This is a genomic window from Hoeflea sp. IMCC20628 (assembly GCF_001011155.1).
Classification (GTDB): Bacteria; Pseudomonadota; Alphaproteobacteria; order Rhizobiales; family Rhizobiaceae; genus Hoeflea.
Window position 1 is genome coordinate 2,486,896 of record NZ_CP011479.1, and the last position, 23,476, is coordinate 2,510,371.

Sequence of the window (23,476 nt, forward strand, 5' to 3'; positions counted from 1 at the left end):
CCAAGGCATGATGAACCAGAACGTCAACTCACCGCAGTTCTTTCTCACTGCACCCTCGCCCTGTCCCTACCTGGAAGGCGAGAGCGAGAGGAAGGTGTTTACGCATCTGGTTGGAGCCAAAGCGCCGGCGCTCAATGATCTTTTGACCCAGGGCGGGTTCCGGCGCTCGCAGAACATCGCCTATCGCCCGGCCTGCGAAGCTTGCCGCGCCTGCGTCTCGGTGCGTATTCTGGCCTCCGAATTCCAGCCGACCCGGTCGATGCGCCGCAACCTAGCCGCCAATGCCGATCTGGTCGCCACCGAGTATCATGCCGAACCATCAAGCGAGCAATACAAGCTTTTCCGCCGCTATCTCGACGACCGTCACCAGCACGGCGGCATGGCCGACATGAGCATTGGCGACTACGCCATGATGGTGGAAGATTCGCATGTCGATACCAAAATCATCGAATATCGCATCAAGACCGAGGGCGATGGGCTGCTGGAAGTTCCGGCCGGAGAACTGATCGGCGTGGCCTTGACCGACTATATGGGCGACGGGCTGTCGATGGTCTATTCGTTCTACAAGCCCGAAGAAACAGCGCGCTCACTGGGTACCTACATGATCCTCGATCATATTGCCCGCACGCAGGCGCTGGGGCTGCCTCATGTCTATCTTGGCTATTGGGTCAACGGATCGCGCAAGATGGAATACAAGACCCGGTTTCAGCCCCAGGAACACCTGATGGCCCAGGGCTGGCAGCGCTACGCACCATAGCCGGGCGCCCTTCGCTCACACTGACACGCAGGCAAACATCACCCGATGACTTGGAGCTTGACGGCAGCGGGCAATCCCTGCTCCACCGGACATCAGGCAACACTCCAAATTGCAAACCACCAAGGCCAGCCCCGTCATGCAAGATCCCCTCACCGCTGCGGCCAGCCATCGCAAGGGCCTTCTGATCACCGCCTTTGGCGGCTTGATGCTGACCATAGACATTCCACTGCTTCGCCTTTCACAAAGCGATGCGTGGTCGGCACTGGCAGTCCGCAGCTTGCTGACCTTTTTCGCAGCGGTGGTTGCCTGGAGTGTGCTCCGGCTTGTGTTCAAAAAACATGTGCCGATCATTCCGGGCAAGGCCGGGATTTTGGTGGTGTCACTGTACGGGTTTGCATCAATCACCTTCATGCTGGCGGTGTTCAACACCACCACCGCCAATCTGGTGTTCATCCTGGCGTTCAACCCGATGTTTTCGGCGCTGCTGGCATGGTGGCTGATTGGCGAACGACCGAAGCCCCAGACCTTCCTCGCCATGCTTGTCATGATCGTCGGCGTCCTGCTGATTGTCTTTGACGGCCTGAAGGCGGGAAACATTACCGGCGATCTGCTGGCGCTTGCCTCCAGCTTCATTCTTGCCGGCGCCATCACCGCCAGCCGGAAGGCGCGCACCGACATGGGGTTCGCGCCGCTGTTTGCAGCCGTGGTGCCGGCGATGATCGGGTTGACCATGGTGGGCGGTCCGGCCGGGCTGGTTGTCGACGAACCGGTCTGGCTGGTGCTCAACGGCTTGATCATCATCCCGATCGCGTTCTGGTGCCTGGCCACCGGTCCGCAGTTCATCTCCGGCCCCGAAGTGGCGATGTTCTATCTGCTCGAGACCATTCTCACCCCGATCTGGATCTGGATGATCTTCGCCGAAGCGCCAACACCCACCGGCCTGATTGGCGGTGCCATCATCGTGACCGCACTGGTGACGCATTCCGTGTGGCAATTGCTGCACCACCGGCGCAGGGCGCGGAGCCTGATGCCGCGGCATCCGGTGTAAAACACCTTCTTGCGGCGCGGGTTCTCCTCTTTGCCGCAGAAACGTCGCAAGGCCATGCTTGAACATGCCGGTCCGAAAACACCGGAGGCACACTTTCCCGCATGAAGAAACTCATCCTGTTTGTGGTGTTGTGCTTTGTCGTCCCGGCACTGGCATCGCTTGGCGTGCGCGCAGCCGGTTCGCAACCCGGCTCCTGGCGCAGCGCCGACTGGTCGTCAGCGGGCTTGTTTCCTGATGCAGATATCGATAAGCCAGCCGCGCTCTATGTGATGGCCGCCAGAACCGGTGGACTGAAGGGCGCGCTTGCGGTGCACAGCTGGATAGTCACCAAGGCTGAAAACGAGCGCTACACCCGCTACGACAAAGTCGGCTGGGGCAGCCCGATCCGCACCAATGCCTATCCTGCCGATGGCCGCTGGTATTCCAACGTTCCTGAAATCCTGATTGAGCTTCACGGCGAAGATGCGACGCGTCTGATCCCGAAGATCGAGGCAGCGGTGAAGGCCTACCCGTTTGCCGAGCGTGGTGATTACACCATATGGCCGGGCCCGAATTCCAATTCCTTCGTCTCCCATGTGCTCAGAAATGTACCCGAACTGGGCATAACACTGCCGCCCGAGGCGGTGGGCCGCGATTTCCGCCCCTTTGGCGATTTCGTCACGCTGTCACCTGACTGGCACAATCTCGAACTCTCGCTCGGCGGCTATGCCGGACTTGCGGTCGGAACTCTCTACGGCGTCGAACTGCGGCTCGGCGGACTGGTGTTCGGTTTCGACATCGCAAAACCGGGCATCAAGCTGCCGGGGTTTGGACGGATCGGTGTATGAGGCGGGAAGCGATCCGCCTTGCCTGATCAGCTGAACTTGCCGGACCTCGGGAAGCCCTTTGGCACCAGGCGGCCGGCCTGGGCCCGGTCGGCGATCCATTCGGTCAACTCGTCCTTCTTGCGATTGTGCATGCGGCCGGCGCTGTCTTCCCAGGTCAGCCCCTCCTCCATCGCAAAGCAGCGGATGTCGGCGGCACCACCATCCTTGTAGCGCTGCAGCCGGACGCCCTTGCCGCGGCTCATTTCCGGCAGTTGCGTCAAAGGGAAGATCAGCATCTTGCGATTTTCGCCGATGATGGCGACATGATCGCCGGTCACAGGAACGCACAGCCGGGCTTCGACCGGAAGACTGACATTCATGATCTGCTTGCCCTTGCGGGTGTTGGCCACCATGTCGCTTTCCGCCACGATGAAACCATTGCCGACGGTCGAGGCAATCAGCAGCTTGCGCGCCGGGTCATGAACGAAAGCGGTCAGCACCGCCTGATCATTGTCCATATCGACAATGATCCTGAGCGGTTCGCCATGGCCGCGACCGCCGGGCAGCTTGTCGGCGCCAAGCGTATAGGCCTTGCCGCCAGTGGTGACGATGACGACCTTGTCGGTGGTGTTGGCGTGGAAGGCGAGCTTGAGCTGATCGCCGTCCTTGAACTGCAGCCCGGCATAATCGGCCATGTGGCCTTTCATGCCGCGGATCCAGCCCTTTTCCGAAATCACCACGGTGATCGGTTCTTTCTCGATCATCGACTGCTCGATTGCCGCAAGATCAGCGACCGGTGCAGCGGCAAACTTGGTGCGGCGGGCACCCAGTGCAGTTTCCTTGGAGAAGGTCTCGCGAACCTTGCCGACTTCCCATGCCACCGTCTGCCATTGCTTGGAATCGGAGGCCAGCAATGCCTCGATTTCAGCTTTCTCACCGGTCAAGCCATCGAATTCCTTGCGGATTTCCATTTCCTCGAGCTTGCGCAACGAACGCAGCCGCATGTTGAGGATCGCCTCGGCCTGAATATCGTTGAGCTCGAAGGTCTTCATCAATTCGAGCTTCGGCTCATCTTCCTCGCGGATGATGCGGATCACCTCATCAAGGTTGAGATAGGCAATCAGGTAGCCTGCGAGCAGTTCCAGCCGGCGCTCGATCGCCGCCAGCCGGTGCCGCGACCGGCGTTGCAGCACATCGCGGCGGTGCGCCAGCCATTCGGTCAGCACCTCGGCCAGGTTCATCACCTTGGGCACCTTGCCCATCGACAGGACATTGAGGTTGAGCGGAATGCGGTTTTCCAGGTCCGAAAGCCGGAACAGCGATTCCATCAGCAAGGTGGGATCAACTGCGCGGCTTTTGGGAACCAGCACCAGACGCACGTCTTCTGCAGATTCATCGCGGACATCATCCAGCAAAGGCAGCCTGCGAGCGATCAGCAGTTCGGCGATTTTTTCGATCAACCGGGACTTCTGCACCTGATAGGGCATCTCGGTGATGACGATCTGGTAGCCGCCACGACCGGTGTCCTCGGTCTCCCACTTGGCGCGAACCCGGAAGCCGCCACGCCCGGTCCTGTAGGATTCCAGAATGGACTCACGACTGTCGATAACGACGCCGCCAGTGGGAAAATCCGGTCCTTCGACATATTGCAGAAGGTCTTCCACAGTGGCTTCCGGCTTGCGGATCAACGCCAGTGCTGCGTCGCAGAGTTCGGCTGCGTTGTGCGGCGGGATCGAGGTTGCCATGCCGACGGCAATGCCGGTCGAGCCATTGGCGAGCAGGTTTGGAAACGCGCCCGGCAGCACAACCGGCTCGCTGTTTTCCTCATCATAGGTGGTGCGGAAATCCACCGCGTCTTCGTTGATGCCCTCTATCAGCAATTCAGCGACGGCAGTCATCTTCGATTCGGTGTAGCGCATCGCAGCGGCGCTATCGCCGTCGATATTGCCGAAATTGCCCTGACCATTGGCCAGCGGATAGCGGACGGAAAAATCCTGCGCCAGCCGCACCAGCGCGTCATAGATCGACTGGTCGCCATGGGGATGGAAGTTACCCATCACCTCGCCGACGATCTTGGCGCATTTCTTGAATGACCCGGCTGACTTCAGACCCATCTCGCTCATCGCGTAGACGATGCGGCGATGCACCGGCTTCATGCCGTCACGCACATCGGGCAGCGCCCGGTGCATGATGGTCGACAAAGCATAGGCCAGATAGCGCTCTTCGAGCGCCTTCTTCAGGTCAACGGCTTGAATGTGGTCTCCACCACCGGGCGGAAGCAGGCTTTTTCCCATGGGCACGGGTTAACGGAAGCGCTGATTCGGGGCAAGAGGCGGCAGCGTCAAGCCCTGCCGTGCAGCCGCGTTCCCACACATTAATGCCATCCACGCCATTTTTCCGCCGTTTATAGAGGGATCATGGCTGGACGGTGTGGCGTGACCGATCTAACTTTTAACGCGAATTCGTGAATACCGCCCGGCAAGCCGGACCCGCTCGGCCCTTAAAAGGACAGTCAAATGAATTTCCATCCCCGCTTCATGCAAAAGCTTTTTGTTTCCTCAGTGCTGGGGTTCGCCCTGGCAAGTCCGGCGTTGGCGCTCGACGCAGATGATTTTGCCACCAAGGTCGCAGCCGTGGCCAGTCAGGGCGGCGTCAAGATGAGCTTTGCATCGGTGGAGCCCGATGGCGACACGATCGTGTTGAAATCTGCGCGTTTTGAGGCGCCGGGCGAACCGCCGGTCGACATCGGCAACATCACCTTCAATGGGGTCGAGGATGAAAATGACGGCAGCTATTATGTCGATCAGATGCAGTTTGATGACGTCAACATCACCAAGGACGGCGTCAGCGTCTCGGTTGTCGACATCGAGATGTCGGGACTGACGGTTCCGGCTGATCCGGTTTATGACACGATCGACAACATCATGTTCTACGAGGGATTTTCGACAGGCAAGATCAGAGTTCAAAAAGACCGCAAAGAGGTTTTTTCAATGGCTGGACTGAACCTGGAGGTTGATCGCGCCGATGATGATTCCAGCGTCAGCATGGTGATGGATGGTTCGGACATGGCAATTGATCTGAGCCAGATTGATGACGCCAAAGCCAAGGAAGCCCTGTCGGAGCTTGGCTATACAAAATTAACCGGCGATCTCAAGCTTGACGGCGTCTGGGAGGTAGAGCCCGGCACTTTCAGCCTTCGCGAGTATTCTCTCAGCCTTGACGACATCGGCCAGCTTGCGATGTCGCTGGAAATCTCCGGTTACACACTGGAATTCATCAAGGCAATGCAGCAGGCGCAGGCGGCAGCTGCCGCCAATCCCGACCCCGAAGCAGCGCAACAAGCCATGGGATTTGCCATGCTGGGCATGCTGCAGCAACTCAGCTTCAAATCCGCCGCCATCCGCTTTGATGATGCATCGGTGACTGAAAAGGCCCTTACATTCGCTGGCAAGAAACAGGGCATGAGCGGCGATCAGATGCGGATGGCGATCAAGGGCATGATGCCATTGATGCTGGGGCAACTGGGGCTTCCGGCGTTGCAGCAGCAGATCTTAGCCGCCACCAACATCTATCTCGACAATCCCGGCAACATCACCATCTCTGCCAAGCCAGCCAATCCGGTTGCGGTGCCGGTGATCATGGGCGCTGGCATGGGTGATCCCAAAACACTGGTGGATCTGCTCAATGTGCAGGTCACCGCCAACGACCCGGTCGTTCTCTGCTGCAAGGAATAAGCAAGGCTGATCGCCGCGGTCCCGGTCTTTGATCCGGGCTGCGGCGCTTCGCCGCCGCCTCAAAACGATGTATTGCGGCGCCGCCGATGTTGCTTGTTGGTCGTTGCAAGCGCAGGATGAACCCAGACAATGAGTGATTTGGCGCCCACTTCCCGCGCCAATCGCCGCCCTCGTACACGCATCGGATTGCCCGCATGATTCGCTATCAAGCCACACCGGAAAAAAAGACGGCAGAAACGCCTGCCGCCAAAACAACAAAGGCCGCGGCCAAGGCTCCAAGCAAGGCCAAGGCCGCTGCAGCTACGCCGAAGAAAGACCTGCTCGATATTGCGCCGGAGACCACCGACGACAAGGACTGAGCGAAACTTCGGACAGACCGAGACATCAAGAAAAAGCCCGGGAAACATCAGTTTACCCGGGCTTTTTGATGATTTGATTCCGGTGAAGCCCTATTCAGGCTTGGGCGGAATCGGGCGGATAGAGAGATCGCGCAATTGCGCCGGCGATGCCGGGCTTGGAGCGCCCATCAACAGGTCCTGGGCCTGCTGGTTCATCGGGAACAGCGCCACTTCGCGCAGGTTCTTGGCGCCGACGATCAGCATGATCACCCGATCGACACCGGCTGCCATGCCGCCATGCGGTGGCGCACCGTACTGGAATGCACGGTAGAGACCGCCGAAGCGTTCTTCCACATCGGCCTGGCTCAAGCCGACCTTTTCAAAGGCCTTGACCATCAGTTCGGGCGACTGGTTACGAATCGAACCCGAGGCAATTTCGAAGCCGTTGCAGACGAGATCGTACTGATAGGCCATGAGGCTCAGCGGATCCTGGGTCTCGAGCGCTTCCATGCCGCCCTGAGGCATCGAGAACGGGTTGTGTGCAAACTCGACCTTCTTGGCGTCCTCGTCCCATTCGTAGAACGGGAAGTCGACAATCCAGCACAGTTCGAAACGGTCTTCGTCGACGAGGTTGAGTTCCTCGCCAGCGCGGGTGCGGGCGTCGCCTGCAAAGCGGGCGAACTTCGCCGGATCGCCGGCTGCGAAGAAGCAGGCGTCACCGTCTTCAAGGCCCATCTGGATGCGGAGGGCTTCGGTGCGCTCCGGTCCGATGTTCTTGGCGATCGGGCCGGCACCTTCGATGGTGTCGCCTTCCTTGCGCCAGAAGATATAGCCCAGACCCGGCTGGCCCTGGCCTTGCGCCCAGGAGTTCATCCGGTCGCAGAATGCGCGGCTGCCGCCGGTCTTGGCGGGAATGGCCCAGACTTCAACCTTGGGGTTGTTGGCGATCATGCCGGCAAACACCTTGAAGCCGGAACCGGCGAAATGTTCGGTCACCGACTGCATCTCGATCGGGTTGCGCAGATCGGGCTTGTCGGAGCCGTATTTGCGGATCGATTCGGCATGCGGGATGCGGCGGAATTTCTGTGTCACCGGCTTGCCTTCGGCAAACTGTTCGAACACGCCGCGCATCACCGGCTCCATCGTGTCCCAGACATCTTCCTGGGTGACGAAGCTCATTTCCAAATCAAGCTGGTAGAATTCGCCCGGCAGACGGTCAGCGCGCGGGTCTTCATCGCGGAAACACGGTGCGATCTGGAAGTAGCGGTCAAAGCCAGCGACCATCAGGAGCTGCTTGTATTGCTGCGGCGCCTGCGGCAGGGCGTAGAACTGGCCCGGATGAATGCGGCTCGGCACCAGGAAGTCGCGGGCGCCTTCGGGCGATGACGCGGTCAGGATCGGCGTGGCGTATTCGGCGAACCCGATCTCGGTCATGCGGTTTCGCATGTCGGCAATCACCTTGGTGCGGGTGACGATGTTCTTGTGCAGGGTTTCGCGGCGCAAATCGAGGAAACGGTATTTGAGGCGCACGTCTTCGGGATAATCCGGCTCGCCAAAGACCGGCAGCGGCAGCTCCTTGGCCGCCGAAAGAACTTCGATCTCCTGGGCAAAGACCTCGATCTCGCCGGTGCCGAGATTGGTGTTGATGGTGTCGGCCATGCGTTCCTTGACGACGCCGTCGATGCGGATCACCCATTCGCCGCGAACCTTTTCCGCGGTCTTGAAAGCCGGCGAATCCGGATCGGCGACGATCTGGGTCAGGCCGTAATGGTCGCGAAGGTCGATGAACAGCAGACCGCCATGGTCACGGACACGGTGCACCCAGCCCGAAAGTCGAACGGTGGCGCCGGTATCGCTCTTGCGAAGCGCAGCACAGGTATGGGAACGGTAGGGATGCATGGCATATCCTCGATGGCTGGGACCAATGGGTGGAATCGGCGGATTGGCGGAGTGCAAAAAGAGGTTCGCATCGCCGCCTCGGCGCACGGTAAAAATCGCGCGGAAAAGCGCATGACCCACCCTCTTTGTCAAGGTGAAACGGCGCAATCGCACTGTGCATTGGCGGGATTTCGCCACGACGGGCAGACAAATCCGGTGTAGGACTCGGGTTACTGTTTCTCGTATCGGCCTGTCATGCATTCGCTTCGTCCGCTCATACCACTTTTGACAACCGCAGGCGTGCTGCTGGCCGGCAACGGTCTGCAGGGCACGCTGATCAGCCTGCGTGGCTCGGCGGAGGGGTTTTCGCCGACCGTCATCGGGCTTGCCGGCGCGGGCTATTATTTCGGTTTCATCATCGGCTGCTGGATGACGCCGTGGCTGCTGCGGACCACCGGACACATTCGCGCCTTTGCCGCCATGGCCGCGATTGCGGCTTGCGCCTCGCTCGCCATGGTGATGGTCATCGATCCGTTCTTCTGGTTCCTGATGCGGCTGGTCACCGGGATCTGCTTTGCATCGCTGTTTGCCAATGTGGAAAGCTGGATCAACTCACAGATCACCAACGCCAACCGGGCCAGAACCCTGGCGATCTACCGTTTTGTCGATCTGGGCGCCGTGACCGCATCACAGTATCTGTTGCCGATTTTCGGCATTGGCGGGTTCGAGATCTTTGCAGTGATGACGATGCTGATCATCCTGTCGATTGTGCCGGTGTCGCTCGCAGATCGTTCGAACCCTGCCCCGCCAGCACCCTTTTCCTTCAGCCCAAAACGATTGTGGCTGGTGTCGCCGCTGGCCTCGGCCGGCGCCATCACCGTCGGGCTGACAACGGCGTCATTCCGCTCGGTGGGACCGCTCTATGCGGAAAGCCTCGGCCTGCAGGTCTCCGACATCGCCTCGTTCATGAGTGCCGGCATCATCGGCGGGATCATGCTGCAATATCCGCTCGGCTATCTGTCCGACAAGATCGGCCGCCGTACCGTGCTGCTGATGGCAACCACCGGCTCCACCCTGTGCGGGCTGTTCATGGTCTGGTTTGCGGGCAGCGATGTGGCGCTCAATCTGACCGGCATTTTCCTGTGGGGGGCGTTCACCATGCCGCTCTACTCGCTGTCGGCGGCACACGCCAATGACCGGGCCAAGGACGGTGAATTCGTGCAGATCGCCTCTGGCCTGATGTTCTTCTGGGCCATCGGCGCCTCGATTGGCCCGCTTTTGTCGGCAGTGCTGGTCGACTGGCTCGGCCCGGTGGCGTTTTTCGCCTTTATCTGTGCCATGCACGGCAGCTTCGTTGTCTACACCATCATACGGATCATCCGCGGAGCGCCCGATGAACCCGACCGTGGCCGGTTCACCGGATTGTTGCGCACCTCGCCGGTTTTTGCGCGCATGGCGTCACAGTCAGTCAACCGAATGCCGGACACGGATGATCCAAATCCGTTTCCAGGGCAAGACAAACCGGAAAAATCCCGCTAAAGGCCAATCATGGACATGATTACAACGACCGAGGCGCTTGCCGCCTTTTGCACCCGCCTTGCCAGCCACGACTTTGTCACTGTTGACACCGAGTTCCTGCGTGAGACCACCTATTGGCCCGAGCTCTGCCTCATCCAGATGGCAGGCCCGGACGACGAAGGTATCGTCGACCCGCAAGCTGAAGGGATTGATCTCAAACCATTTTTTGACCTGATGGCGGATTCGTCGGTGATCAAGGTGTTTCACGCCGCGCGCCAGGACATCGAAATCGTGGTCAAGCTCGGAGATCTGGTTCCGCACCCGATTTTCGACACCCAGGTCGCGGCCATGGTCTGCGGTTTCGGCGAATCAATTTCCTATGATCAGCTGGTTTCGCGGATCACCGGCGCACCAATCGACAAATCCTCGCGATTTACCGACTGGAGCCGCCGGCCGCTCAGCGACAAGCAGCTGGATTACGCCCTGGCCGACGTCACCCATCTGCGCGATGTCTATCTCGAGCTTGTCTCCCGGCTGGAAGCCGAAAACCGCGCCCATTGGCTGATCGACGAAATGGCCATACTGGAAACGCGCGCCACCTATGAGGTCGAGCCCGAGGACGCCTGGCGGCGGCTGAAGATGCGGGTCAAGAAACCCGCCGAGCTGTGCGTGCTGCAGCATGTGGCAGCCTGGCGCGAACGCGAAGCCAAGGCCCGCAACGTGCCGCGCGGCCGGGTGATCAAGGACGACGCGATTTACGAGATCGCACAGCAGCAGCCGCAGGACAGCGAAGCTCTGTCGCGGCTGCGGACAATTCCGCGCGGCTGGGAGCGGTCGCAACAGGGCGCCACCATCGTCGAGATCGTCAAGGAAGCGCTTGAAACACCAAAGGACGAGATGCCGCGGCTGCCGCGCCAGAGACAGGCGCCCGAGGGTGCTCAGGCCGCGGTGGAACTGCTGCGCGTGCTGCTCAAGCTGACGGTGGAAAAAGAGAATGTTGCCGCCAAGATCATCGCCACTTCCGATGACCTTGAAGCCATTGCCATTGACGGCGAAGCCGCCGATGTCGGAGCGCTGAAAGGCTGGCGCCGGGAATTGTTCGGCGACCGGGCGCTCAAGCTCATTCGCGGCGAAGTGGCGCTCAGATTTACCGACAAGAAGGTCGAAGCGGTCGAGCTTTAAGGCCGCTTATCTATACAAATCAGCACGGGTCGGCGGCAATCCCGCCGGTCCACGTCTGACGCGCGTCGTCACGGTCTGGTAGAGCCGCACCGTGTTGCGCTCGAACGCAATCGAGCAGCCGCCGAGATAGACAAGCCAGAGCCTGGTCTTGACCTCTCCGACTTCGGCGACGGCGGCGTCGTAATTGGCCAGCAACCGGTCGTGCCAGAGCTTGCAGGTACGCTGGTAATGCTCGCGCCAGTTCTCTACATCATGCACCTCGAAGCCGTGCTGCTCCAGATTCATCACCGTATTGCCGATGTGATCAAGTTCGCCGCCGGGGAAGATGTATTTCGTCAGCAGCGCGAACTCCTTGTTCTTCTTGCGGAAGGTCTTGGCGTCCTTTTTGGCAGGCCGGGTGATGGCGTGGTGCAGATAGATGCCGCCCGGCTTGAGCACGCGGGCGATGGTTGAGTAATAGGTCGGGTAATTGTCGATGCCGATGGCTTCATGCATGCCGATCGAGGAGATCTTGTCGAATTCGCCCTCCACCTTGGCATAATCAAGCAGGATGAAATTCACCCGGTCCGACAATCCAAGCTCCTCGGCTTTTGCCTTGGCAAATTCAAACTGGCGCTCGGACAGGGTGACGCCGGTGACATGAACAGCGTAATTGGCTGCCGCATAGAGCGCCAGCGAGCCCCAGCCAAAGCCGATGTCGAGCATCTTGTCGCCGGGCTGCAGCCGCATTTTGCGGCAGATCATCTCCAGCTTGTCGCTCTGCATCTGGTCAATGTCATTGTCCCAAAGGGTGCAATAGCCGCAGGTGTAGACCATCTGCTCGTCGAGAAAGAGATTATAAAACGCGTTTGAGACATCATAGTGATAGGCGATGTTCTTCTGGTTTTCCTCGGCATTGCCGTCAGACGGTTTCTCGTCGGGCTGATCGCTCAGCGGCCATGGCCCGCCCTTGCCGACAAACATGAATTTGCGCAGCGTGTTGAAAACCAGGAATTTGTTGAGCGTCTTGCGGATCTCGCGGGTACGAACCTTGGGCCGTCGCGCCACCAGGTCGAACATGTCGCCGTTTTCAAAGTCGATGCGCTTGGACACCCAGAGATTGAGCAGGGTTTCGGGATTGGGAGAGCGCAACAGCGCTGCAACCAGACCTTCGTCAGCCAGAAGGATCGTAAAGGCCTTTGGATCAAGATCCTCGGGTACGGTTGATCCGTCCCAGAGCCTGAATCCGATGTCGAGTTCAAGAACCTTGCGTGCATGAGCGACGAGTTTGCGGAAACTTTTCAGACGGCTTTTGGCGCTCATCAACACTCACTCCCGGAAAAATACCATCGCCGAAGCAATAGCACGCCGGTCTTTCGACCGGCCATCAATCAATTGCCCCCCTTTTATGCCACCTGCCCGCCAAGGCAACCTCCAATACCGAAGCGTCATTGTAGCTGGCTGCGGCAATCGCTAGCCGGTGCACCGTTTCTTATTGAACTTTCTTCCCGACGTTGGGCCCGCTCGCATCAACTCCACCCCTGCCATGCGGTCCACAGCACGGTGAAGACCAGCGACGTACCGATTTGCTCTGACCGACGCAGATCTGCCTTTTCAGGTTTCGGTGTCGCCAGACGCGAAGGCCGGATGCGCCAAGCCCCCCCCCCCCCGCGAATAGCGCCTTGCAAAATCCATCTTGCCAACGTACCGACCAGTTGGTATGCTGACCAAAACTGGAACCAATGATGACCGATACGTTAGCCGAAACCGTCCCAACACCACAAAACGCCCGCGACAAGCTGCTGACTGCAGGTCTGGCCGTGATCCGCTCCAAGGGCTATTCCGGCACCACCGTTGATGAGCTTTGCACAACCGCGGGAGTGACCAAGGGCGCGTTCTTTCATCACTTCAAGAGCAAGGAAGCACTTGGGGTAGCTGCTGCGGACTACTGGTCGGAGTTCACTGGTGAGCTATTTGCCTCGGCGCCCTATCACGACCATCCCGATCCGCTCGACCGGGTGCTGGGCTATATCGATTTTCGCCGGCTTTTGCTGGCAGGCGAATTGCCGGACTACAGCTGCCTGGTCGGCACCATGGTGCAGGAGACCTATCTGACAGCACCGGCGATCCGTGACGCCTGCCACGCCGCCATTGCCGGCCACGCGGACACGCTGGCGCCCGACATCCAGGCGGCGATGGACGCGCGGGGCATGAGTGACGCCGGATGGACCGCCGAGAGCCTGGCGCTGCACACGCAAGTGGTGCTGCAGGGCGCCTTCATTCTGGCCAAGGCGGAGGATTCCGTCTCGGTCGCCATCGACAGTGTCGCCCATCTCAAGCGTTACGTGACGCTGTTGTTTTCCCAGCCAGAGGAGAAAGCCGCATGAGCAGTGCATCCGATTACAAGCGCCTGATGCGCGGGGTGATCCCCTACGCCACCGTCGAGGGCGCCGACAAGGCGATCGAATTCTACACCCGTGCGTTTGGCGCCGTGCTGCATGGCGAGGTGGCCCGCAGCGAGGATGGCCGCGTTCTCAATGCCAGCATCGAGATCAATGACGGCATGGTGATGCTGATGGACCCGTTTCCCGAACATGGCAGCGCACGATCGACCGGCAGCAATTTCCTGCTGCAACTGGTGATCGCCGATGGCGATCTGTGGTGGAACCGCGCGGTGGAGGCGGGCTGCGAAGTTGTGTCACTGTTCAAGCTCGAATTCTGGGGCGACCGTTTTGGCCGCGTCCGTGATCCGTTCGGCCTGGAGTGGGCCTTCAACGAACCCGCCGCCGCTAAACAACAAGCCACGGCCAAAAGCCTGGCGGACTGAACGCAACCGCGCATCCGCCCGCCGGGCCGATGCCGCACCACTCATGGAGGAACGCATGAATGCAATTGTCGATGAAGCCAGCTGGAGATCAGCCCGCGCCGATTTACTGGCAAAAGAAAAGGCCATTACCCGGGAACTCGACCGTCTCGCCGCAGAGCGGCGGCGGCTGCCCTTCATGCGGGTGGACAAACCCTACCGGTTCACCGGCCCGCATGGCGAAACTGATCTCGAAGGGCTGTTCGAAACCCGCAGCCAGCTGATTGTGTACCACCACATGCTCCAGCCGGATGACCCAGCACCCTGCGCCGGATGCAGCATGGTCGGCGATCACATGCCGCATCTGGCGCATCTCAATGCACGCGATGTCACACTGGTGTTTGTCGCCCGCGCACCTTCGCCACAGATAGAGGCCTACAAGCGCCGCATGGGTTGGACCATGCCGTTTTACCAGAGCATCGACAGCTTCGGCGCTGATTACGGGATTGATGGCGGCTTCGGCCTCAATGTCTTCCTGCGCACCGACGACGGCATCATGCGGACCTACTACACCAGCTACCGTGGCGTGGAGACGCTGGGCACGCCAATGGCACTGCTCGACATCACTCCCTATGGCCGCCAGGAGAGCTGGCAGGATGCGCCGGAAGGCGTGGCTCAGGACGCGCCTTACCAATGGTGGCGACGCCACGACGAATATGATGCACAACCGTCCGCGCCTAGTGCTGCCCGGCGGCTCACCGGTGCGCACGCCTGACAGCAGAGTTCAATGGAGAACCAAGCCATGCCCACTGCAGCGACGAACTACAAACCTGACACCATGACGCCGGCCACGCCGCCCCTGGACTTGCGTGGCGCGGGCCAACAGGCTCGAGGAGCACGACCATGAGCTTTCAGGCCTATCTTGATACCATCAAGGCAAAAACGGGAAAGACCCCGGACGACTTGCGCCAGCTCGCGGAAGCCAGGGGACTGCTTGAAGGCGGCAAAGTCGCAAAGGGCGTGAAGGCCGGTGACGTGGTCGCATGGCTGAAGGAGGACTTTGATCTTGGTCGTGGCCACGCCATGGCAATCTGGGCGCTGTTTGCAAACATCAAGCAAATGCCGGCCAAGTAGCCAGGCTGAATGGGAGGATCATCATGAGAAAAACCAACGCACATTCCAGACAGATCATCACCCCCTTCCTCTGGTTTGACAGCCAGGCCGAAGAGGCGGCGGAGCTCTATACCAGCCTGTTTGCCGATAGCCGCATCACCCACCTGAGCCACTACAGCGAGGAGGGCCGAGAGGCCCACGGCCAGCCGGTCGGCAAGGTGATGGTGGCGGGTTTCGAACTCGCCGGCCAGCATTTTGCCGGGCTCAATGGCGGACCGGCTTTCAAGCCAACCCCCGCGATTTCACTGTTCGTCGAGCTCGACACCGAGGCAGAAATCCATGCCTTGTGGGCCGGTCTCAGCGACGGTGGCTCGGTACTGATGCCGCTCGGCAGCTATCCATGGAGCACATGCTATGGCTGGCTCAATGACCGCTACGGCGTGTCCTGGCAGATCATGCTGCGCCAGCAGCCAGGTGAAGGCCAGACCATCACGCCGGCGCTGATGTTTACCCAGGGCAATTATGGCCGCGCAGCAGATGCGATCGCGCTTTATACCGGCATCTTCCCGGGATCCGCGACAGGGCCGGTACAGTATCGCGACGCGGCTGAGGGGGAAGACGCTGCCACGGTGCTGTTTGGCCGCTTCACCCTGTTCGGACAGGACTTCATCATCATGGACGGACCGGGGTCGCACGGCTTCAGCTTTACCGAAGGCGTGTCGCTGATGGTGTCGTGCGAGACCCAGGCCGAGATCGACCGTTACTGGGACCAACTCACCGCCGATGGCGGACAGGAGAGCCAATGTGGCTGGCTCAAGGACAAGTTCGGGGTGTCATGGCAGATAACCCCGACCATCATGGACCGGTTGATGGCGCCGACAGACCAGGCCATGGCCGACCGTTTGATGAACGCGATGCTGAAAATGAAGAAACTGGATGTCGCAACACTCGAGGCAGCAGCCAGAGGTTAAACCAGAGAGGAGAGTAGCATGGCATATGTGAGCGGATTCATGGCATCAGTGCCGAATGACAAGAAGCAGGATTATCTCGACATGGCCACGACCGCTGCTGCGGTGTTCAAGGATCATGGCGCCACCCAAGTGGTAGAGGCATGGGGTGATGACGTCCCTGATGGCAAACTGACCTCTATGCCGATGGCGGTCCAGGCCAAAGACAACGAAACCGTGATCTTCTCCTGGGTATGGTGGCCCGACAAGGCAACCCAGACGGCAGGCATGGAAAAGGTGATGAAGGATCCGCGGATGAACTACGATCCGGCAACCTTGCCGTTTGACGGCAAGCGCATGATCTACGGCGGTTTCGACGTCATTCTCGACATTTAGGATCAAGTGCAAAGCCCTTTGGGCGTTGCCATCCCGGGATGCGGTTACCCCTCCAGGCCGTGTCCCGGGGTGAATTCCTCCCCTGACAGATCATTTGGTCCTTAGCTGCCAAAAACATTGAACATTTGCCCTTGCAAAGCGACAGGGAAACCCCATATTGAGATCAACAAAGAAATTTGTCTCCACCCTGACCACGGATGTACTGGCAGGTGTGTTGAGGCAAGTCAGGAAGGTCGGTGCGAATTTCGCCCGGCCTTTTTCTTTGTCCAATCGTCAGGCGTGTTGATCTGACCGGCCGCGACGAACCTCAAACAGCTCCAAAGCATCCTGCGTTTAATGGGTCGTAGCCTCTTGGCTCAAATCCGCTTTTCGACGAGACGGATTGCGAGGGCAGATGCGTCTTTCAAGCCATCCGACGCCGTGGCAAGCCAGGTTTCAGCCAATCCACCGCACGCTTATGCATCCTCTTGATCGGTCGATGTTTCAGCCGACCCTGAATCCAAGCCGCTTGCCGGTCAGTTTGGCGAGTTGCTGAAGGCGGCCTTCCAGCCGTTCGCCGATAAAGGCCTCGCAAGAGCGAGGCACCAGCAGAACAATATCGACATCACCATCGGCGGGTTCTGCCGGTGCAAATGAAAGCTGCGGCACCATTCCGGGCATCGAGGCCGAAAACAGATAGACCACGCGCAGCATGCCGCCGAGCAGTTTGGCATATTCAAGGTATTTCGGACCGGCGATGGCAGCCAGGCCGGAAGACGCGCCGTCCTCGTTGAGACCTTCAAAGCGGAAATAATTGGCCAGCGCGATATAGGCGCGTCCACCATGGGTGATCCCGGTGAAGGTGCCATGGGCAATGATGTTGAGCGCCTGCAGGCCGCGGTAATCAGGATGGGCGCGCCAGGAAATGTCAGCCATCAAACACGCAGCCTGACGGTAACGCGCATCCTCTTCCGATTCATGCACCCCGAACACCGGGAACATGCGTCCGGTCCAAGCGGCCAGTTCACGGGCATGCTCGGGCGAGCGCGCCCGCAGGATCGCCAATTCACCGGCTGCGGTCAGCAGTGGGTCGCGCGCCGCTTCTGCCGTCCCCAGCAGGGAATAGAGATAGCCTTCGCGCACACCGAGCGCCGAAAAGCTGACCCGTGACGCTTTCATGGCAATCAGCGTTTCCTGCAGCGTCACCGCACCATAGGGCAACAATCCACGCCGATTCCGGGAAATCGCCTTGATGGCATTGATCTTTGATTGCTTCATCGCCGCGACTTCAGCCAGGAATTCAATCGCCGGCTTGGCATCGATTTCGTAGGCCTGCATCATGTGAAGCGGATAGCCGTTGATCTCCATGTGCAACTTGGCAATATTGCGCCAGGTACCACCGACGGCATAGAAGGTACGCCCTGCCCCGCCCTGCAGAACCGGAGATTTCTTGAGTTCCCGCCGGACGATGGATCTGGCCTTGGATATGGAATCTCCAGACATTTCGGACAGCCTGAGGCCACCCAGAGGCAGGGTTTGTTCGCCCGAATGCACCGTGTTCTTGACGTCTACAAGTTCAAGCGATCCGCCGCCCAGATCGCCGGCAATGCCATCGGGTTTGTAATGGCCAGAGATAACGCCAAGAGCCGAGAAACGGGCTTCCTCTTCGCCGGTCAGAACCCGGATGCGGCAATCCAGAATGGCTTCAGCTGCTGCAATGAATGTCGCGCCGTTTTCAGCCTCGCGGGCGGCGGCGGTGGCCAGAACATGCATTTCCGAGGCCCGTGCCTGCTCCGATAGAGCGCGGAACCGCCTGAGCGCGGCCAGCGCACGGGCAATCCCGGCTTCGTCCATGCGACGGGTTGCGACAAGCCCCTTGCCCAGGCCGCACAGAACCTTCTCGTTGAACAGCACCGAGGGAGCCCGGCTGAGACCCTCGTAGATCACGAGACGCACCGAGTTGGAGCCGATATCGATCACACATACAGGATGGATACCTGGCAAACGTCCCTGGGCTTCCGATTCCACCATTGCTACTTGCGCTTCGCGGTTTGGTCGACCCGCTCAGCGCGAGCAGAACGAGTTCGGGGACAACAGGTTTGTGTGCTTATATAGGGGATGCGGCCAATCCGAAACCCGGAAATCTCGCCTGTTGACGGCTCTTTCCACAGGCACGTCCCCGCTGGCTTGCGGGAGAGATCGGCGGAAGAACCGCAAGTTGATCAACGCTTGCTACGTGACGTCCGGGCCAAGCGATCGGCAATCAGTTTCGGGGCGTTCGATTTCAGTGCCTCGCCACGGCCCGACAGGCTTGGATTGGTCATGAAATAGAGTTGCGCATTGAACGGTTCCTCACCCTCGCCGGGTTCGATCCGGCGGGAGGTGCCGTCAGGCAGGATTTCATAGCTCTGCTGGTTGTCGATCATGTTGCCCAGCATGATCTGCGAGAGCACCTGCTCGTGCACGGTCTTGTTGACGATAGGCACGAGGGTCTCGACACGCCGGTCGAGATTGCGCGGCATCAGGTCAGCCGAGCCAATATAGACCAGCGCTTCCGACGACGGCAGGCCATGGCCGTTGCCGAAACAGTAAATCCGGCTGTGCTCGAGGAACCGGCCGATGATCGACTTGACATGGATGTGCTCCGAGAGCCCCGGAACCTGTGGACGCAGGCAACAGATGCCGCGCACGACAAGATCGATCTCCACACCCGCCCGGCTGGCGCGGTACAGCGCATCGATGATTTCGGGATCGACAAGCGAGTTCATTTTCATCCAGACGGCAGCAGGCCGGTGGGCCTCGGCATGGACAATCTCGGCCTCAATGTTTTCCAGAATCCGGGTGCGCAGATTGAGCGGGGAAACCGCCAGTTTCAAAAGCCCTTCCGGCTCGCCGTAGCCGGTGATGAAATTGAACACATGGGCCATGTCGCGGGCAATTACCGGATCACAGGTAAAGTAGGACAAATCCGTGTAGATCTTGGCGGTGACCGGGTGATAATTGCCTGTGCCCAGATGGCAATAAGACACCAGCTTGCCCTCCTCGCGCCGGACGATCAAAGACATCTTGGCGTGGGTCTTGAGTTCGAGAAAGCCAAAGACCACCTGCACTCCGGCCCGCTCCAGGTCCCGGGCCCAGCGGATATTGGCCTCCTCATCAAACCGGGCCTTGAGTTCGACCAGCGCAGTCACCGATTTGCCGGCCTCGGCCGCATCGACCAGCGCGCGGACAATCGGACTGTCATTGGAGGTCCGGTAAAGCGTCTGCTTGATTGCCAGCACATCGGGGTCGCGCGCGGCCTGGAACAGGAACTGGACGACAGCATCAAAGGATTCATACGGGTGATGAACCACCAGGTCCTTTTCCCGGATCGCCGCAAACGTGTCACCCATATGTTCGCGGATGCGTTCGGGAAACCGCGCATTGTAAGGTTCGAACTTCAGATCATCGCGCGGCGCCTTGGTGATCTCGGACAAAGTGTTGAGCGCCAGCAGGCCCGGCAGAACCGCGATCCGGTTTTCGGCAACATTGGTCTCGTGAACCACAAACTCCCGCAGGCTTTGCGGCAGTTCCGAATCGAACTCGATGCGGATGACCGAGCCACGGCGGCGGCGTTTGAGCGCACTTTCGAACAGCCGGACCAGATCCTCGGCCTCTTCTTCAACTTCGATATCGGAATCACGAATGATGCGGAATGTGCCCGAGCCGCGGACCTCGTATCCGGGGTAGAGCGAGCTGATGAACAGGCTCACCACATCTTCAAGCGTGATGTAGCGGATGGCGCCATCGAGATCGGGCAAACGCAGGAAACGGTTGAGCGCGATCGGCAAGCGGATCAGTGCTGTCATCGGCTCATTGGCAGCCTTTGAGGCGAGCTGCAGACAGATGGAAAATCCGAGATTGGGAATGAACGGGAATGGATGCGCCGGGTCGATTGCAAGCGGAGTCAGCACCGGAAAAATCGACTGCAGGAACTCGTCTTCAAGCCAGACCATATCGGCCTTGTTGAGAACCGATGGGCGTACGATAAAGATGTTTTCGGCAGCCAGGTTCTGCTGCAAAATCGCAAGGGAAGCCTGTTGTTCGAGCTGCAGGCCGTCAATTTCATCCAGAATCTGATCAAGCTGCTCGTTCGGCGACAGTCCATCGGCTGAACGGTTGGTAATGCCCTCGCGCACCTGTCCCTCAAGCCCGGCCACGCGGACCATGAAAAACTCGTCGAGATTGGCTGCCGATATCGACAGGAACCTCACACGTTCGAGCAAGGGATGGCTGACATTCAGGGTCTCATCGAGAACCCGGCGATTGAACTGCAACCAGGAGATTTCACGGTTGATGAAGCGATTGGGGCTCTCAAGCAAATCCTGTTCCGGCGTTGCTCCGGCAACCGGATCGGTTTCCGTTCCGCTCACGCCCGAGCCATTGCCGCCGACGTCCACGCTTTCGAACTCTTCCATGACCAACTCCAACGCCCTGCTTCAGGTTTTCACCATCTATAGCATATCAACGAAGGAACTATGACAGTTCGATGTCGTCGTTTCCATGGTCCATTTCAGCCATGACTTCGGCGGCCATCGCCCTTGTTATTTTCGACCCCCGGGCCATCGACAACTGGTCGAGCCGGGTGACGATTGCGCGTGCGGCGGCCAATGAGCGTTCCATCCTTGCCACCAGCCAGACAATGATTCGGTCATCGACAGCCACCTGACGATCGGCGAACAACTTGACCAGAACCTGGGCCAACAGGTCCTCATCCGGCTCGGCAATCTCGACCACTGTCGCGGCTTTCAAGCGAGATGCAAGATCCGGCAATGTCACGTTCCATCCTGCGGGCCAGAGCCGTGTGGTAATCAACGCCGCGCTGCCATGCTCGCGGACAGTGTTGATCAGATGAAACAAAGCGGTTTCATCAAATCCCAGACGATCGATATCTTCAATCAGCACCGGCCCCTGAGCAGCGATTTCAAGGACCTGCGGATCAGGTTCGACAATGCTCACCGTCCTGGCGCCGACGCGATTGGCCCAGATGGTCGCGAGATGGGATTTGCCCGATCCCGTCGGCCCGGCGAGGATAACCACCGGTGACGGCCAGTCGGGCCAGCGATCAACAATCGCCACCGCGGCATTGAGCCGGTCAGAGACGATCAACGCGTCACGGCTCGTCGCCGGATCATGGTTGAATTCCAGCGGCAATTGCCGCGTGGGAGGCGATTTGGCCATCAGTCCGACGCAGCCTCAATATCGGCAACCGGCCGTTCGGGGCGTTGATGGCCATGATAGAGATCGCTCTCGAGATAGCGGGAAATCGCAAAGCGCACCAATACGCCGACAGAAGCCGCCGCCGGCACCGCGATCATCATTCCGACGAAGCCGAACAGCGCACCGAATGCGAACAAGGCGAACATCAGCCAGACCGGATGCAGTCCTACCGATTTGCCGACCAGCCTTGGTTGCAGAATGTTGCCTTCAAAAAACTGCCCCACCGCGAAGACTGCAACAACGGCGCCGATCATGATGAAATCCGGCCAGAACTGGACAACCGCAACAATCAACGCCAGCACCAGGCCGACCAATGAGCCTACATAGGGAATAAAGCTGATCAGACCGGCGAATATACCGATCAGAAGGCCGAAATTCAGGCCAACGAGTGACAGCCCGACAGCGTAAATCAGACCGAGAATGAGGCAGACACTGCCCTGCCCGCGCACGAAGCCGGCGATGGCCGCATCGATCTCTCTGGCCAGAGCCCGCACGGTTTCGACGTGATCGCGCGGTACCCATTTGTCGACCTTCTCGACCATATTATCCCAGTCCAGGAGCAGATAGAAGGCGACGACAGGTGTCACCACGAACAAGGCGGCAATATCGAGCAGCGCCATGCCGGAATTCCAGATCTGCTGAAAAATGGTGCCAACCAGACCGGCACCTTCCTTCAAAAGAGCTGCAAAACTCTCCTTGATCTGGCCCAGCTGGTCGCTGATCCAGCCCGGCAAGAGATTGGACTCAGACATCAGAAGCGATTGAAGCTGGGTGATATAGCCCGGTATCCGGCCTCCCAGATCCGCCGCCTGTGTCACCAGAACGGGAATCAGCACAACCAAAGTGATCGCAAAAATCGTAACGAAGACTATCAGGATGGCCAGGGTGGCCATCAACCGGGAAAATCCGCGGCGTTCGAACCAGTCAGCCACAGGATCCAGGAAATATGCCAGCGCCATACCGGCAATAAAGGGCAGCAGGATTGAACTGAACACCATCAGGAAGACAATGAACACTGCGAGCGCCAGCAACCAAAAGAAGATTTGTCGCCGTAGCGCCGACCGGTCGATTCTGGTTGTCATGAACACCTCGTTTGCCGACGCTTCCACCCGTAGTCTCCAACAGCATACTAGTCGGTTTTTGTCTTGCCTGCCATGTGCCTCAGCCAAGAGACGAGATAGGCGGTCGCTGAAGCGATGGTCAAGCCCGCGACCGCATAGATCATCCATCCAATCACAGGGTCAAGCCTGGCCAGACCGGCAAGATCAGCCAAGACAAGGATAAGCAGAATAATCTGGAATACCGTATTGGCCTTTGAAACCATCAAGGGCCGCATCTGAACCGGATTGTTCATCAGGCTCGAAAGCACCACCGCGCCAATGATCAGTCCATCTCGGGACACCGCCAGAAGGACCAGCCACGCGGGCAGCGCCTCGAGCCATCCCAACACGACAAAAACACTCACCAGCAGGAATTTGTCAGCGATCGGATCGAGCCAGGCGCCAAATTCGGATTTCTGGTCGAACCGGCGTGCAATGAACCCGTCGATGCCATCAGAAACCCCGGCCAGCACGAACAGCAAAAAAGCCGCAAGCATGTGGCCATCGATCATCACAAGAACAATCAACGGCACCATGAGGAAGCGGGCAATGGTAATGTAGTTGGGCAAGGTCATCGGCGGCACACTATCCTGACTGTCCTGGATATGGCGATTGAGTGGCGCTTTTCCAACCGCCTGT

The 23,476-nt window shown here is 59.3% G+C and carries 21 protein-coding genes; 13 read left to right on the forward strand and 8 right to left on the reverse strand.

The genetic code is table 11. The features are described from left to right. Nucleotides 1-7: 7 nt before the first annotated feature. The 3 genes from IMCC20628_RS11800 to IMCC20628_RS11810 all read left to right on the forward strand — a co-directional run bounded on the left by IMCC20628_RS11800 (nt 8) and on the right by IMCC20628_RS11810 (nt 2,632). A complete protein-coding gene (locus tag IMCC20628_RS11800; protein WP_047030383.1) occupies nt 8-757 on the forward strand; it encodes an arginyltransferase in 750 nt (249 codons plus the stop codon). Nucleotides 758-893: 136 nt separating this feature from the next. After that, nucleotides 894-1,805, forward strand: a complete 912-nt coding sequence (locus IMCC20628_RS11805; protein WP_047032498.1) for a DMT family transporter — start codon at nt 894-896, stop codon at nt 1,803-1,805. A gap of 101 nt (nt 1,806-1,906) precedes the next feature. Then, nucleotides 1,907-2,632 (forward strand): DUF3750 domain-containing protein, encoded by a 726-nt coding sequence (locus IMCC20628_RS11810; RefSeq protein ID WP_047030384.1) that lies wholly within the window; start codon nt 1,907-1,909, stop codon nt 2,630-2,632. Between the two features lie 26 nt (nt 2,633-2,658). On the opposite strand, the gene parC is transcribed toward IMCC20628_RS11810, so the two are convergent. After that, nucleotides 2,659-4,905, reverse strand: a complete 2,247-nt coding sequence (gene parC / locus IMCC20628_RS11815; protein ID WP_047030385.1) for a DNA topoisomerase IV subunit A — start codon at nt 4,903-4,905, stop codon at nt 2,659-2,661. Between the two features lie 222 nt (nt 4,906-5,127). Here parC and IMCC20628_RS11820 point away from each other — a divergent pair, with 222 nt between their 5' ends. Then, a complete protein-coding gene (locus tag IMCC20628_RS11820) occupies nt 5,128-6,345 on the forward strand; it encodes a hypothetical protein (RefSeq protein ID WP_047030386.1) in 1,218 nt (405 codons plus the stop codon). Between the two features lie 194 nt (nt 6,346-6,539). Beyond that, the gene (locus IMCC20628_RS25130; protein ID WP_156174492.1) at nt 6,540-6,704 is read left to right on the forward strand and encodes a hypothetical protein; all 165 of its coding nucleotides are present in this window, start codon (nt 6,540-6,542) and stop codon (nt 6,702-6,704) included. A 90-nt stretch (nt 6,705-6,794) separates the two neighbouring features. Here IMCC20628_RS25130 and aspS read toward each other — a convergent pair whose 3' ends face one another. Continuing rightward, complete coding sequence (aspS, locus tag IMCC20628_RS11825; protein ID WP_047032499.1) at nt 6,795-8,582, reverse strand: aspartate--tRNA ligase; 1,788 nt, start codon at nt 8,580-8,582, stop codon at nt 6,795-6,797. Nucleotides 8,583-8,816: 234 nt separating this feature from the next. Here aspS and IMCC20628_RS11830 point away from each other — a divergent pair, with 234 nt between their 5' ends. Together IMCC20628_RS11830 and rnd are read left to right on the forward strand one after the other, a co-directional pair. Continuing rightward, nucleotides 8,817-10,100: an MFS transporter gene (locus tag IMCC20628_RS11830; protein ID WP_047030387.1), complete on the forward strand. Its 1,284-nt coding sequence runs from the start codon at nt 8,817-8,819 to the stop codon at nt 10,098-10,100. Between the two features lie 15 nt (nt 10,101-10,115). After that, a complete protein-coding gene (gene rnd / locus IMCC20628_RS11835; RefSeq protein ID WP_047032500.1) occupies nt 10,116-11,261 on the forward strand; it encodes a ribonuclease D in 1,146 nt (381 codons plus the stop codon). A gap of 6 nt (nt 11,262-11,267) precedes the next feature. Here the strand turns inward: rnd and IMCC20628_RS11840 are convergent, their stop codons facing one another. Next, entirely contained in the window at nt 11,268-12,563 is a 1,296-nt protein-coding gene (locus tag IMCC20628_RS11840; RefSeq protein WP_047030388.1) for a cyclopropane-fatty-acyl-phospholipid synthase family protein, read from the reverse strand. A gap of 422 nt (nt 12,564-12,985) precedes the next feature. On the opposite strand from IMCC20628_RS11840, the gene IMCC20628_RS11845 reads away from it, so the two are divergent. From IMCC20628_RS11845 to IMCC20628_RS11870, 6 genes are all read left to right on the forward strand, one after another. Then, nucleotides 12,986-13,627 (forward strand): TetR/AcrR family transcriptional regulator, encoded by a 642-nt coding sequence (locus tag IMCC20628_RS11845; RefSeq protein WP_047030389.1) that lies wholly within the window; start codon nt 12,986-12,988, stop codon nt 13,625-13,627. Next, a complete protein-coding gene (locus IMCC20628_RS11850; protein WP_047030390.1) occupies nt 13,624-14,067 on the forward strand; it encodes a VOC family protein in 444 nt (147 codons plus the stop codon). The genes IMCC20628_RS11845 and IMCC20628_RS11850 overlap by 4 nt, the downstream gene beginning before the upstream one ends. Nucleotides 14,068-14,122: 55 nt before the next feature. Then, nucleotides 14,123-14,818 (forward strand): DUF899 domain-containing protein, encoded by a 696-nt coding sequence (locus tag IMCC20628_RS11855; protein WP_047030391.1) that lies wholly within the window; start codon nt 14,123-14,125, stop codon nt 14,816-14,818. A 128-nt stretch (nt 14,819-14,946) separates the two neighbouring features. Next, nucleotides 14,947-15,177, forward strand: a complete 231-nt coding sequence (locus tag IMCC20628_RS11860) for a DUF4287 domain-containing protein (protein WP_047030392.1) — start codon at nt 14,947-14,949, stop codon at nt 15,175-15,177. Between the two features lie 23 nt (nt 15,178-15,200). Next, nucleotides 15,201-16,127 carry a VOC family protein gene (locus IMCC20628_RS11865; RefSeq protein ID WP_047030393.1) on the forward strand — a complete coding sequence of 309 codons (927 nt, stop codon included), beginning with the start codon at nt 15,201-15,203 and terminating at the stop codon, nt 16,125-16,127. 18 nt (nt 16,128-16,145) lie between these two features. Continuing rightward, a complete protein-coding gene (locus IMCC20628_RS11870) occupies nt 16,146-16,499 on the forward strand; it encodes a DUF1428 domain-containing protein (RefSeq protein ID WP_047030394.1) in 354 nt (117 codons plus the stop codon). Nucleotides 16,500-16,982: 483 nt separating this feature from the next. Here the strand turns inward: IMCC20628_RS11870 and IMCC20628_RS11875 are convergent, their stop codons facing one another. The 5 genes from IMCC20628_RS11875 to IMCC20628_RS11895 all read right to left on the reverse strand — a co-directional run bounded on the left by IMCC20628_RS11875 (nt 16,983) and on the right by IMCC20628_RS11895 (nt 23,412). Beyond that, nucleotides 16,983-18,509, reverse strand: a complete 1,527-nt coding sequence (locus tag IMCC20628_RS11875; RefSeq protein WP_047030395.1) for a Ppx/GppA phosphatase family protein — start codon at nt 18,507-18,509, stop codon at nt 16,983-16,985. Between the two features lie 191 nt (nt 18,510-18,700). Beyond that, complete coding sequence (locus IMCC20628_RS11880) at nt 18,701-20,935, reverse strand: RNA degradosome polyphosphate kinase (RefSeq protein ID WP_245307766.1); 2,235 nt, start codon at nt 20,933-20,935, stop codon at nt 18,701-18,703. A gap of 58 nt (nt 20,936-20,993) precedes the next feature. Next, the gene (gene hdaA / locus IMCC20628_RS11885) at nt 20,994-21,698 is read right to left on the reverse strand and encodes a DnaA regulatory inactivator HdaA (protein WP_047030396.1); all 705 of its coding nucleotides are present in this window, start codon (nt 21,696-21,698) and stop codon (nt 20,994-20,996) included. After that, the gene (locus IMCC20628_RS11890; protein ID WP_047032502.1) at nt 21,698-22,819 is read right to left on the reverse strand and encodes an AI-2E family transporter; all 1,122 of its coding nucleotides are present in this window, start codon (nt 22,817-22,819) and stop codon (nt 21,698-21,700) included. Before IMCC20628_RS11890 ends, hdaA begins: the two co-directional genes overlap by 1 nt. Nucleotides 22,820-22,866: 47 nt before the next feature. Continuing rightward, the gene (locus IMCC20628_RS11895; RefSeq protein ID WP_047030397.1) at nt 22,867-23,412 is read right to left on the reverse strand and encodes a CDP-alcohol phosphatidyltransferase family protein; all 546 of its coding nucleotides are present in this window, start codon (nt 23,410-23,412) and stop codon (nt 22,867-22,869) included. Nucleotides 23,413-23,476 lie beyond the last annotated feature (64 nt).